Source organism: Bacteroides ihuae (assembly GCF_900104585.1).
In the GTDB taxonomy this organism is placed as follows: domain Bacteria; phylum Bacteroidota; class Bacteroidia; order Bacteroidales; family Bacteroidaceae; genus Bacteroides; species Bacteroides ihuae.
The window spans coordinates 783221-796495 of the sequence record NZ_FNVX01000005.1 but is presented as its reverse complement, the minus strand read 5'-3'; the positions used below and the strand labels follow the sequence as shown (position 1 = coordinate 796495).

The 13275-nt window shown below is 40.2% G+C and carries 12 protein-coding genes; 10 read left to right on the top strand and 2 right to left on the bottom strand.

What is annotated here, in order from left to right; genetic code table 11:
• Nucleotides 1–110 precede the first annotated feature (110 nt).
• The 4 genes from BQ5338_RS08710 to BQ5338_RS08695 all read left to right on the top strand — a co-directional run bounded on the left by BQ5338_RS08710 (nt 111) and on the right by BQ5338_RS08695 (nt 5115).
• Nucleotides 111–824, top strand: a complete 714-nt coding sequence (locus BQ5338_RS08710; RefSeq protein ID WP_071146417.1) for a hypothetical protein — start codon at nt 111–113, stop codon at nt 822–824.
• Between the two features lie 159 nt (nt 825–983).
• On the top strand, nt 984–1340 hold the full coding sequence (locus BQ5338_RS08705) for a P-II family nitrogen regulator (protein WP_071146416.1): 357 nt from the start codon (nt 984–986) through the stop codon (nt 1338–1340).
• 47 nt (nt 1341–1387) lie between these two features.
• A complete protein-coding gene (locus BQ5338_RS08700; RefSeq protein ID WP_071146415.1) occupies nt 1388–2818 on the top strand; it encodes an ammonium transporter in 1431 nt (476 codons plus the stop codon).
• Nucleotides 2819–2925: 107 nt separating this feature from the next.
• Entirely contained in the window at nt 2926–5115 is a 2190-nt protein-coding gene (locus tag BQ5338_RS08695) for a glutamine synthetase III family protein (protein ID WP_071146414.1), read from the top strand.
• 375 nt (nt 5116–5490) lie between these two features.
• On the opposite strand, the gene BQ5338_RS08690 is transcribed toward BQ5338_RS08695, so the two are convergent.
• On the bottom strand, nt 5491–6069 hold the full coding sequence (locus BQ5338_RS08690; protein WP_071146413.1) for an HdeD family acid-resistance protein: 579 nt from the start codon (nt 6067–6069) through the stop codon (nt 5491–5493).
• Between the two features lie 74 nt (nt 6070–6143).
• Nucleotides 6144–7298 (bottom strand): iron-containing alcohol dehydrogenase, encoded by a 1155-nt coding sequence (locus BQ5338_RS08685; RefSeq protein WP_071146412.1) that lies wholly within the window; start codon nt 7296–7298, stop codon nt 6144–6146.
• A gap of 349 nt (nt 7299–7647) precedes the next feature.
• Here BQ5338_RS08685 and trpB point away from each other — a divergent pair, with 349 nt between their 5' ends.
• From trpB to BQ5338_RS08655, 6 genes are read left to right on the top strand one after another with little or no spacing between them, the layout of a single operon-like run.
• Nucleotides 7648–8841: a tryptophan synthase subunit beta gene (trpB, locus tag BQ5338_RS08680; protein ID WP_071146411.1), complete on the top strand. Its 1194-nt coding sequence runs from the start codon at nt 7648–7650 to the stop codon at nt 8839–8841.
• Nucleotides 8838–10244 (top strand): anthranilate synthase component I family protein, encoded by a 1407-nt coding sequence (locus tag BQ5338_RS08675; protein WP_071146410.1) that lies wholly within the window; start codon nt 8838–8840, stop codon nt 10242–10244. Before trpB ends, BQ5338_RS08675 begins: the two co-directional genes overlap by 4 nt.
• A 17-nt stretch (nt 10245–10261) precedes the next feature.
• The gene (locus tag BQ5338_RS08670) at nt 10262–10828 is read left to right on the top strand and encodes an anthranilate synthase component II (protein WP_071146409.1); all 567 of its coding nucleotides are present in this window, start codon (nt 10262–10264) and stop codon (nt 10826–10828) included.
• 4 nt (nt 10829–10832) lie between these two features.
• Nucleotides 10833–11828: an anthranilate phosphoribosyltransferase gene (gene trpD / locus BQ5338_RS08665; RefSeq protein ID WP_071146408.1), complete on the top strand. Its 996-nt coding sequence runs from the start codon at nt 10833–10835 to the stop codon at nt 11826–11828.
• A gap of 4 nt (nt 11829–11832) precedes the next feature.
• On the top strand, nt 11833–12618 hold the full coding sequence (gene trpC, locus BQ5338_RS08660; protein ID WP_071146407.1) for an indole-3-glycerol phosphate synthase TrpC: 786 nt from the start codon (nt 11833–11835) through the stop codon (nt 12616–12618).
• A 14-nt stretch (nt 12619–12632) separates the two neighbouring features.
• Complete coding sequence (locus BQ5338_RS08655) at nt 12633–13247, top strand: phosphoribosylanthranilate isomerase (protein WP_071146406.1); 615 nt, start codon at nt 12633–12635, stop codon at nt 13245–13247.
• The last annotated feature ends 28 nt before the right edge of the window (nt 13248–13275 follow it).

Genomic DNA, 13275 nt, shown 5'->3' with positions numbered 1-13275 from the left:
GGAGGCTATAACAATTGCCTTCATACCTCTAAGAAACGATAGTATTTGCGCGCTACTATATAATCATGGACTATAAATCCACAATATTTCTAACTTAAAAGAAAAAAACGATGAAAAAAACGATGATTTACAAAAAATGGGGGGTAATAGCAGCAGCATTACTAACGGTTCTTGCGCCATCAACTATGAAGGCACAAGACAAGGTAGAGGTATCCATGGGAGCCGACGTGGTAAGTGGCTATATTTGGAGAGGACAAGATCTTGGTGGAGTAAGTATTCAGCCAAGCATCTCTATTGGGAAAAAAGGTTTCTCTTTAACTGGATGGGGATCAGTTGGTCTCGAAAGTACTGACACAAAAGAGTTTGATTTAACCTTGGGTTACAGTACCGGAGGTTTTAATATAGCTCTGACGGACTATTGGTTCAATACCGACGAGAATAAATATTTTAATTACTCGGCGCATTCCACCAAACATGTTTTTGAAACAACTATTGGGTATGATTTTGGTCCCTTAGCTCTCGTCTGGAACACTAATATAGCTGGCGATGACGGGGTTAAAGCTAATGGTGATAGAGCATATTCATCATACTTTGAAGTTAGTGCTCCCTTTAAATTGGGTGGCACTGATTGTTCAGCCGAATTAGGTGCAACACCATGGGAAAATTCTTTTTATGGAGCATCTGGATTTGCTGTAACAAATATAGGTTTTAAGGTCTCTAAGGAGATAAAGATCACAGATTCTTTCAGTATACCTGCATTCGCAAAAACAACATGGAATCCGTGTTCTGAAAAAGCCTATTTTACATTTGGTGTAAGCTTTTAAATGAATAGAATTACAAAATTATAGAAAGAGACAAAGAGTGTATAAAGTGAGGTAGTTAGAGTTTATTGATTTTATCGGTTTGTTGTATGGTAACCTGCTATGGCTGTCATCACTTTATACCTCTTTTTTCAAGTTTGTGACACACTAATTTTAAAGTATATGAAAAAAATTGAAGCGATTATCCGTAAAACTAAGTTCGAAGAGGTGAAAGACGCGCTCCTCGAAGCGGACATTGAATGGTTCTCTTATTATGATGTAAGAGGCGTGGGAAAAGCAAGACAAGGCCGTATCTACCGTGGTGTGGTATATGACACTAGTTACATTGAAAGAATTCTTATTTCTATTGTCGTTCGCGACAAGAATACCGAAAAGACCGTGCAAGCTATTCTAAAATCAGCTCAGACTGGTGAGATAGGTGATGGACGAATCTTCGTTATACCAATTGACGATTCTATTCGTATCCGTACAGGCGAACGAGGAGATATAGCATTATATAATGCTGAGCAGGAAAAATAGTTTTCGATAGGACAATAATAGGTATCAATAAATAAGATAATATAATCATGGATAGATATAAGAAACATAGCATAGCGAAACTGTGGATAGCAGGTGCCTTGATGATGGCACTCTTTTTCGCAACTAGTGCATTCGCACAAGATTCTGCTGCTGTAGATACTACAGCTTTAGCATCAACAGTAACTGAAGCATCAGTAGTTGCTGCACCTGCCGAAGAAGCTCCAGATACTGTAGGAGATCTTGTTTTAGGATTAAACACCGTTTGGATGTTAGTGGCCGCTGCACTTGTATTCTTTATGCAGCCGGGATTTGCTTTAGTGGAAGCAGGCTTTACCCGCTCAAAAAACACTGCAAACATCTTAATGAAAAACTTCGTAGATTTTCTAGTAGGTTCACTCCTTTACTGGGCCATCGGATTCGGTCTCATGTTTGGAGTAGGAAGCTTTGTAGGAATGCCTCATTTCTTTGACTTATCCTTTTATCAAGGCAGTCTACCTACAGAAGGATTCCTCGTCTTCCAAACTGTATTCTGCGCAACAGCAGCAACAATCGTATCTGGAGCAATGGCTGAACGCACAAAATTCTCCATGTATATTGTATACACAATAGTCATTAGCGCAATCATCTATCCTGTTTCAGGCCATTGGACGTGGGGCGGTGGCTGGTTAATGGATGCTTCTGAAGGAAGCTTCATGATGAATCTTTTTGGAACAACTTTCCATGACTTTGCCGGATCAACCATTGTTCACTCTGTTGGTGGATGGATCGCTTTAGTTGGTGCTGCAATATTAGGCCCACGTATCGGAAAATATGCTAAAGATGGAAAATCTAAAGCTATTCCGGGGCACAGCTTAACAATTGCCGCATTAGGTGTGTTTATTCTATGGTTTGGTTGGTTTGGTTTTAACCCCGGATCACAACTTGCAGCAGCAGGAGAAGCTGATCGATTTGCTATATCGCACGTATTCTTGACAACAAACTTAGCAGCCTGCGCCGGTGGTGTAATGGCATTAGCTATCAGTTGGATGAAATATGGAAAACCATCGCTTTCTCTAACTTTGAATGGCATCTTGGCCGGCTTGGTAGGAATTACTGCCGGATGTGATGCGGTATCGGCACTAAGTTCAGTCATTATTGGTGCTATTTGTGGAGTAGTGATGATTTATTCGGTTGAATTTATTGAAAAGACCCTTAAGATTGATGATCCCGTTGGAGCTTCTTCCGTACATGGTGTATGTGGTTTCTTAGGAACTGTCATGACCGGACTTTTTGCTACTAATGGAGGTCTATTCTTTGGAGGTGGCGCAGGACTTCTTGGTGCACAAGTATTTGGTGCAGTAGTTGTCGGTGTATGGGCTGCCGGAATGGGCTTCATATTATTCAAAATCCTTGATGCTGTTCATGGACTTCGCGTTCCTGCTCGTATTGAAGAAGAGGGACTCGACATTTACGAACATGGCGAATCTGCTTATAACTAATTACTAAAATATCCCGGATGGGCTTGATCACCTGTCCGGGAACAAAATAAACCAAGAGCAAATTTTACTCTAACATATTTAACAACAAATCAAAATTAGGTATTATTATGTCAAAACTAAGATTCAGAGTAGTAGAGACAGCTTTCAAAAAGAAAGCAGTGGAAGTACCCGTACCGGCAGAACGCCCATCGGAATACTTCGCAAAGTATGTATTCAATCGTGCTAAGATGTTCAAGTACCTTCCGAGCAAGGTATATGAAAAATTGGTCGATGCTATTGACAATGGATCTCCATTGGATCGTTCGATAGCTGATGACATTGCAGCCGGTATGAAAAAATGGGCCATTGAAATGGGTGTTACACATTACACTCACTGGTTCCACCCATTAACAGAAGGAACAGCCGAGAAACACGATGCTTTTGTAGAACACGATGGCAAAGGTGGCATGATGGAAGAATTCTCAGGAAAGCTTCTTGTTCAACAAGAACCAGACGCATCGAGCTTCCCAAATGGTGGCATTCGCAATACATTCGAAGCTAGAGGTTATTCAGCTTGGGATCCGTCTTCACCTGCTTTCATCATCGATGACACGCTTTGTATTCCTACAATCTTCATCGCTTACACTGGAGAATCTTTAGATTATAAAGCTCCTCTTTTAAAAGCTTTGAGAGCAGTTGATAAGACTGCTGTTGATGTATGCCATTATTTCAACCCAGACGTAAAAAAAGTAATTGCTTTCTTAGGATGGGAACAAGAATATTTCTTGATTGACGAAGGCTTGTATGCCGCTCGCCCAGATTTACTTCTTACCGGCCGTACACTGATGGGGCATGATAGTGCTAAAAATCAGCAATTGGAAGACCACTACTTTGGCGCTATTCCTACTCGCGTAGCCGCCTTCATGAAAGATTTGGAAATCGAATCATTGAAACTTGGTATTCCTGTAAAAACACGTCATAACGAGGTTGCTCCAAACCAATTTGAACTTGCACCGATCTATGAAGAGTGCAACTTAGCAGTAGATCACAATATGCTCATCATGGCTGTGATGCGTAAAGTATCTCGTCGCCATGGATTCCGTGTTTTATTGCATGAGAAGCCATTCAAAGGTGTGAATGGATCAGGTAAACATAATAACTGGTCACTCGGAACCGATACCGGTATTCTATTGATGGCTCCGGGTAAAACACCAGAAGATAACTTACGCTTCATCACTTTCGTAGTCAATACTCTTATGGCTGTTTACCGTCACAATGGTGTATTGAAAGCTAGTATCTCCAGCGCTACCAATGCTCACCGTTTGGGAGCCAATGAAGCACCTCCAGCAATCATTTCTTCTTTCTTAGGCAAACAATTGTCGCAAGTATTGAAGCACATTGAAGAAAGCACTAAAGATGATTTAATCAGCTTAAGTGGGAAACAAGGTTTGAAACTTGATATTCCTCAAATTCCTGAATTGTTGATAGACAATACAGATCGTAACCGTACTTCTCCTTTTGCTTTCACTGGAAACCGTTTTGAATTCCGTGCAGTAGGTTCAGAAGCAAACTGTGCATCTGCAATGATCGCATTGAATGCAGCTCTTGCAGAACAATTGACTAAATTCAAAAAAGATGTTGATGCTCTTATTGAAAAAGGAGAGCCTAAGATCTCTGCTATCTTGGAAATCATTCGTAGCTATGTAAAAGAGTGCAAAGCTATTCACTTTGACGGTAACGGCTACAGTGACGAATGGAAAGTGGAAGCTGCTAAACGTGGTTTAGATTGCGAAACAAGTGTACCTGTTATCTTTGACAATTACCTGAAACCTGAATCAATCGCAATGTTTGAGTCTACCGGCGTTTTGACTAAGAAAGAACTGGAAGCTCGCAACGAGGTTAAATGGGAAACTTATACAAAGAAAATTCAAATTGAAGCACGTGTACTAGGAGATTTGGCCATGAACCACATCACTCCGGTTGCTACACAATATCAAACGAATTTGATTGATAACGTATATAAGATGAAAGATTTGTTCCCTGGTGAAAAATCAGCTAAATTATCAGCTAAGAACCTGGAACTTATCGAAGAAATATCGGATCGCACCGCTTATATTAAGGAACATGTAGATGCAATGGTTGAAGCTCGCAAAGTAGCTAATAAGATTGAATGCGAACGCGAGAAAGCAGTCGCATACCATGATCAGATTGTTCCAATGTTGGAAGAAATACGTTATCATATCGATAAGTTGGAACTTATCGTTGATGATCAAATGTGGACACTTCCTAAATACAGAGAACTCTTATTTATAAGATAAAGAAGAAAAGTAGATAGTTTCGACTATCTATTTCTTTTGTTGGTTGTTTTAAGTTTGCAGAAGAGGGGTATCGTGAGATAGTCCTCTTCTCTTTTTATATATGAGCTAAGTTAACTCAAGCTATACATTAAGCTCAGACAACCTATTCTTTAAGTGTCTTTGATTCATAAAATAAGTAGTCCCACAACTGCATGATCATGGTCACGCAATTGCGGGCCCATGATCACACGGCTGTGGGACCATCGTCACGCAGCTGCGTGACCACTTACTTCGTTCATTTTAAGAACTTAGTCCATGAAGCTTTTCTCCTTAGTATTCGTGGTTTATATACTTATAGCTTCTATACCAATGGCTTGCCTCTATATTGCTTTATCTTCATTCATCAATAATCTCAGCATCTTCTACTTCTAGTAAACTAGCCGCAACAGGAGGTTTTGGTTTACGACGCATAAACTTAAACCAACTGATTAACTCAGAAAGAGCGTAAAGCAAACTAGTAACTCCAATGATGATAAATGCTGTATTACGTGCATCTGTAGGATTGAGAATTACAAACAACCCAGCCAATAAAATGAGTAAAGGAATAACATAATAACCCCCTGATACCCGAACCCATTTCCGAGCCATAATGAGCAAAGCAATTTGTTGAACGCCGCCCATCATTAAAATAAAGCCAAGCAAATACATCAATACGTCAGCAAAAAATGCAGGGGTAATGACTAACCAAAGACCAAAGAGGAAACTCCCCACTCCTTCTATAGGGAAGCGACGAGGAACTTCCAACTCCACTTTTTTAGTATAATAACCAATGGTAACGATCAATCCCGGGATCATAAATAAGACACCAATAGTAATTACAATGTAAACTGCAGCGGCATCAGGCCATATAACCAACACAAGGCCTACTATAAGAGCACAAACGCTACGCATCAGAAAATTGTTAATTGCTTTCATTCATTCATTTATTTATATTTATACTATCCTATTTATTGCAAGAGTAATCATGTGCCGGTTTAACGACATAGAAGTTAAAAGCTCTTTAAACAACTATTCAATATGGTTTTTGCCATCGCACCCGTAACATTAGCATTCTCACCATAAGCGGCATTGCGGGCATTAAATCGACGTTCGATCTCATCAATTGTGTCAACACCTATTTTCTCTTCACATAAACGAGTGGTAAGCCCTAGCGAACGAAAGAATTCTTCGGTACATACAATAGCAGCATCGATGCGTTCATCATGAGTACCAGAAGTGATGTTCCACACTCTCTCACCATATTGTATTAGCTTATCTCCCTTTGCTTCTCGCAAAATACGTAATGTAGCCGGATAAACAATTGCTAAAGTATGACCATGAGAAAGGCCATGCAATGCAGTGAGCTCGTGACCGATCATGTGAGTGGCCCAGTCTTGCGATACCCCCATAGAGATGAAACCGTTCAGCGCCATTGTAGCCGAAAGCATAAAGTCGGCCATTAACTGATAGTCATTTTGATTTTGGCGAATCTTAGGTGCAACCTCTACAAGTGTTTGCAAGATTCCTTCAGCCCAGCGATCCATCAAGCGAGATTGCCCCGGAGTAGTCATATACTGTTCCACAGTATGTACAAATGTGTCGACTAAACCACAGGCAACCTGATGAGGAGGGAGAGTAAACGTTACCTCTGGATCGAGAATAGAAAAAAGAGGAAAGTTGGCAAAAAATCCATATTTCTCTTTCGTTTCTTTTCGAGACACCACACCGCCATTGTTCATTTCCGAACCAGTAGCCGGAAGAGTAAGCACTGTACCCAAAGGAATCGTTTCGCCTGCAATGAATCGTGCTTTCACCAGATCCCATGCATCACCATCGTACAGTAACCCTGCAGAAATAAGTTTGGTGCCATCAATAACGGATCCACCACCTACAGCTAATAAAAAATCAATTTTCTCCTTCTTACCTAATTCAATAGCCTTACGCAGGGTTTCAATTGAAGGATTAGGCTCAATACCCCAGAACTCAACAGTATCATAGTCTTTCAATGCCTCTTTAACCTGATCATACACACCATTGTTTTTAACGCTGCCACCGCCGAAAGTTATCATCACGCGCTTACCTGTAGGAATTTCTTTATTTAAGTTCGCAATCATACCTTTACCCATAATAAGCTTTACGGGATTTTGAAAAACAAAATTATTCATACTTTTCTATATCTATATTTGATAAACCGTTTAGTTATAAAACAGCCAAAAGGTTAAAAAGTTTTTATATGTTTCATTCTCTGGAAAAAAAATACAGAAAAATAGTTTTAAATATTTTGCAATTTCAAACAATGTGTTTATATTTGCCCCGAATAAAAGCAAAATGCAATGAGAAGTATATTAGTTAATACATATTGGTGGCGTTACTTACAACTAAATAAGTCGTAAGGTTGCAGCCTCATGTATATATACTAAATTAATTTAAGATATACCTAAGAGCCCTGTCGCACCTGCGACAGGGCTCTTTCTTTTTTCAAGCAATTTATAACAACAATATTATAGTAGCATTATGAAAAGTTATTTAGTAGACGAGAATGGTTATTATGGAGAATTTGGCGGAGCCTATATTCCTGAAATTCTTTATAAATGCGTGGAAGAATTAAAAAACACCTACCTAGAGGTATTGCAAAGTGAAAGCTTTAAGCAAGAATTTGAGCTATTGCTCAGAGACTACGTAGGACGCCCTTCCCCACTCTATCTGGCCAATAGGCTATCAAAGAAGTATGGCTGCAAAATCTATCTGAAACGAGAAGATTTGAATCATACGGGTGCTCACAAAATAAACAATACCGTAGGCCAGATACTAATCGCTAGACGCATGGGTAAGAAACGTATCATAGCCGAGACTGGTGCCGGACAGCATGGTGTGGCAACAGCTACCGTTTGCGCACTAATGGATATGGAATGTGTTGTGTATATGGGAAAAACGGATATAGAAAGACAGCACATCAATGTTGAAAAGATGAAGATGCTGGGTGCTACAGTTGTACCTGTTACGTCAGGTAATATGACACTAAAAGATGCGACCAATGAAGCTATTCGCGACTGGTGCTGTCATCCGGCAGACACTTTCTATATCATCGGTTCTACTGTCGGACCTCATCCCTACCCAGATATGGTGGCACGTTTGCAATCAATTATCAGCGAAGAAATTAAGAAGCAACTTCTAGAAAAAGAGGGACGTGATTATCCTGATTATCTGATCGCTTGCGTAGGTGGAGGTAGTAATGCTGCGGGAACAATTTACCATTACATAGATGACGAACGAGCTAAGATTGTACTAGCTGAAGCTGGTGGAAAAGGGATAGAAACCGGAATGACAGCTGCCACCATACAACTCGGAAAAATAGGGATCATACACGGCGCCTGCACTTTCGTTATTCAAAATGAAGATGGTCAAATAGAGGAACCATATTCTATATCGGCCGGACTTGACTACCCGGGTATCGGGCCCATACACGCTAATTTGGCCGCAAAACATCGTGCTACGGTAGTAGCCATCAATGATGACGAAGCAATAGAATCAGCCTATGAGTTAACTCGCTTAGAAGGAATAATTCCTGCACTGGAATCAGCTCACGCCTTAGGCGCATTAAAAAAAATAATGTTCAAACCCGAAGATGTAGTAGTACTTACTGTTTCGGGCCGTGGAGATAAAGACATAGAAACCTATTTGGACAACTACAAAAAAGAAACACTATGAAGCAATTTACATATCACACCAATAGCAAGCAGGTAGTTGGTGATTTACATACACCTGTGAGCATTTATCTCAAAGTAAGAGATATGTATCCACAATCGGCCCTTATGGAAAGTTCGGATTTCCATGCTACAGAGAACAGTCAATCATTCATCGCTCTCTGTCCGCTGGCTAGTATAGGAATAAACAGCGGTAAAGTAACAATGACATACCCTGACAATACACGCGAAGAAAAGCAGCTAACTCCCACTTTTCCGGTAGAAGCAGCTTTAAATCAATTTATTGGTCAATTTAAGGTAAGCGGACAGGAGAATAATGTATGTGGGCTATATGGATATACCACTTTCAATGCCGTGAAATACTTTGAGAATATACCTGTCAAAGAGAGTCACGATGAACAGAACGATGCTCCAGACATGCTATACATATTATATAAGTATATCATCATCTTTAATCACTTTAAAAATGAGTTAAAGCTAGTAGAGATGCTGGTCGATGGAGAAGAGAGTGACTTAGACAAATTAGAAAATGCCATTGAGAACCGTAATTACGCATCATATAACTTTTCCGCAGTAGGCCCTGTAACAAGCACAATCACCGATGAAGAGCACAAAGCCAATGTGCGTAAAGGTATCGCTCATTGTCTGCGTGGTGATGTGTTTCAGATAGTACTTTCGCGACGCTTTGTGCAACCCTATGCAGGCGACGACTTCAAGGTTTACCGTGCCTTGCGAAGCATCAATCCCTCTCCTTATTTATTCTATTTCGACTTCGGTGGTTACCGCATCTTTGGTTCTTCACCCGAAACTCATTGTAAAATAGATGGAAGACACGCCTATATTGATCCGATTGCCGGTACTACTAGACGTACTGGCGATGCCTTGAAAGATAAGGAATTGACAGAGGCACTCCTTGCTGATCCCAAAGAAAATGCAGAACACGTTATGCTGGTTGACTTGGCAAGGAATGATCTAAGTCGCAATTGCCACGATGTACGCGTAGTATTTTATAAGGAACCACAATACTACAGTCACGTCATTCACTTAGTGTCCAGAGTAAGTGGATTACTGAATGATGAAGCCAATACGATCAAGTCTTTCATTGACACTTTTCCTGCAGGAACATTGAGCGGCGCTCCTAAAGTACGCGCCATGCAGTTGATTAGTGAAATCGAACCGCATAATCGTGGAGCATACGGTGGTTGTATCGGATTTATCGGATTAAATGGTGATCTGAATCAAGCCATCACCATCCGTACTTTTGTGAGTCGTAATAATGAACTGTGGTTTCAAGCTGGTGGCGGCATTGTAGCTCGCAGCCAAGACGAGTATGAATTACAGGAAGTGAATAACAAACTGGGAGCTCTCAAAAAAGCCATTGACTTGGCCGCTACAATAAAAAACTAACTTTAATAATTGAGAAAATGAAAATATTACTCTTGGACAACTACGATTCCTTCACCTACAATCTACTTCATGTGGTAAAAGAATTAGGAGCAACCGATGTTGAAGTTATACGCAACGACCAAATAGCACTTGACGAAGTTGAACGCTTTGATAAAATCATTCTTTCACCAGGCCCGGGCATTCCCGAAGAAGCAGGATTGCTTCTCCCCATCATTAAGCGCTACGCTCCTACTAAAACGATACTAGGTGTCTGCCTTGGTCATCAAGCTATAGGAGAAGCTTTTGGAGGTACGCTCGAGAATCTGAAAGAAGTACACCACGGCGTACAGACACCCGTACAAATACTAAAAGAAGATGTGCTATTCAGCAATCTCAAGAACGAAATTCTTGTAGGCCGATATCACTCTTGGATTGTAAGTAAAAGCAACTTTCCAAGCTGTCTGGAAATAACTACAGAAAGCAATGAGGGAGAGATTATGGCATTACGTCACAAAGATTACAAAGTATATGGCATTCAATTTCATCCCGAGTCGGTTCTGACTCCGCAAGGAAAAACTATTATTAAAAACTTCTTAAGCTTATAAATCGATGAAACAAATATTATATAAACTCTTTGGGCACCAATGCTTGGGAAGAGATGAAGCTAGAGAAATACTACAAAACATTGCACAGGGGAAATATAATGAGGCACAAGTAGCCTCACTTATTACCGTTTTCCTGATGCGCAACATCACCGTAGAAGAACTTTGTGGTTTTCGAGATGCTCTTCTAGAGATGCGCCTTCCTATAAAATTAGACGAATTTGAGCCAATTGACATTGTTGGCACCGGTGGTGATGGCAAAAACACCTTTAATATCTCTACGGCTTCCTGTTTCGTGGTAGCAGGTGCTGGCTTTCCTGTAGTAAAACACGGCAACTATGGTGCTACCTCAGTGAGCGGAGCAAGCAATGTGATGGAACAACACGGCATCAAGTTTACCAACGACAACGACAAACTGCGCCGTAACATGGAGAAGTGTAATATTGCTTATCTACATGCACCCTTGTTCAACCCAGCCATGAAAGCAGTAGTTCCGGTCCGAAAAGCACTTGCTGTACGTACTTTTTTTAATATGCTAGGTCCCTTAGTCAATCCAGCACTCCCCAAATACCAACTACTCGGTGTGTACAATCTCGCATTACTCCGCCTATACAACTACACCTATCAAGAAAGCTCTACCAAATTTGCAGTCGTTCACAGTCTGGACGGATACGACGAAATATCATTGACTTCAGAATTCAAAGTAGCAACCAATGGAAATGAGAAGATATATACACCCGAATCTCTTGGCTTCACACGTTATAAAGAAATAGATCTTGATGGAGGAGCTACAGTTGAAGATGCAACCAAAATATTTGATAATGTGATGAATAACAAAGCAACTGAAGCACAAAGAGATGTGGTAATTGTCAATTCTGCTTTCGCAATCAATGTTATTCATCCTGAAAAAACAGTATTTGAATGCATGGACATAAGCAGAGAATCTTTGGTAAGTGGAAAAGCACTTAAAACATTGAAAACATACATTGAACTAAACAGCTAATGAAATGAAAGATATACTATCTGAGATTATTGCTAATAAACGTTTCGAGGTTGATATACAGAAGCGAACTATAACTATTGAACAGTTGCAGGATAGCTTCGACAATTTTCAAACTCAACACTCTTTAAGTAAAGCTTTAGTTGCTTCATCCTCCGGAATTATCTCCGAGTTTAAACGTCGTTCACCATCCAAAGGATGGATCAAAGAAAGTGCTTCAATTGAAGAAATCATTCCCTCTTATGAATCCGGTGGAGCAGCAGCCATTTCCATTTTGACTGATGAAAAATTCTTCGGTGGCAGCTTGAGAGATATCAAAATGGCACGCCCTTTGGTAAACATACCAATATTGCGTAAAGACTTTATCATCGACGAATATCAACTCTATCAAGCAAAAATTGTTGGGGCCGATGCTATCTTATTAATTGCCGCAGCGCTCGAAAAAGAAGTCTGCCATGCTTTGGCCGAAAAAGCACACCAGTTGGGATTAGAAACACTGCTGGAAATACATAATATCGAAGAATTGTCGTACCTTAGCAGAAATATAGACGTAATAGGCATTAATAACCGAAATTTGGGTACTTTCTTTACTGATGTTGAAAACTCCTTCCGCTTGGCTGAGCAACTCCCTCAAGAAGCTATTTTGGTATCCGAGAGTGGCATTTCCAACCCCGAAACAGTAAGAAGACTTCAAAAAAGCGGGTTTAGAGGGTTTCTTATAGGAGAAACATTTATGAAAGTCGATAATCCTGGAGAAGTGTTGCGAACATTCATTCATCAAATTAACGTGTAAAAGAAACATTCGAGATGATAAACGGTAAATTGATAAAAGTATGCGGTATGCGCGAAGCTCAAAATATTCGAGAAGTAGAGCAGTTAGGGGTCGACATGATAGGATTCATTTTTTATCATAAATCACCTCGCTGTGTTTCCGAAATGCCTCAATATATGCCCACTAAAGCAAAGCGAATAGGTGTTTTCGTCAATGAAACCAAAGAAATGATACAAACCATGGCCGACCGTTTCGACTTAGAGTACATACAGTTGCACGGAAAAGAATCACCGAGTTATTGCCGCTCATTACAGCTAAAAGGGTTACACCTCATCAAAGCATTTTCAATAAGTAATGAAAAAGACGTACTAGCGGCCCAAGCTTATGAAGGGTATTGCGACTACTATCTATTCGATACTAAGTCTCAGCAACATGGAGGATCTGGTAACCAATTTGACTGGAATCTCCTAAAATCATACACTGGAGAGACTCCATTCTTATTAAGTGGTGGCATCAATCTTTATAGCATCAAAGCTTTAAAGGAATTCACAGCCCCGAAACTAATAGGATTCGACCTTAACAGCCGTTTTGAGTTAGCCCCTGGTAAGAAAGACATAAAAAGACTAGAAAGCTTCCTACAGCAAATCTAGAAAAAGAAATATTTCAAATATAAGAAAC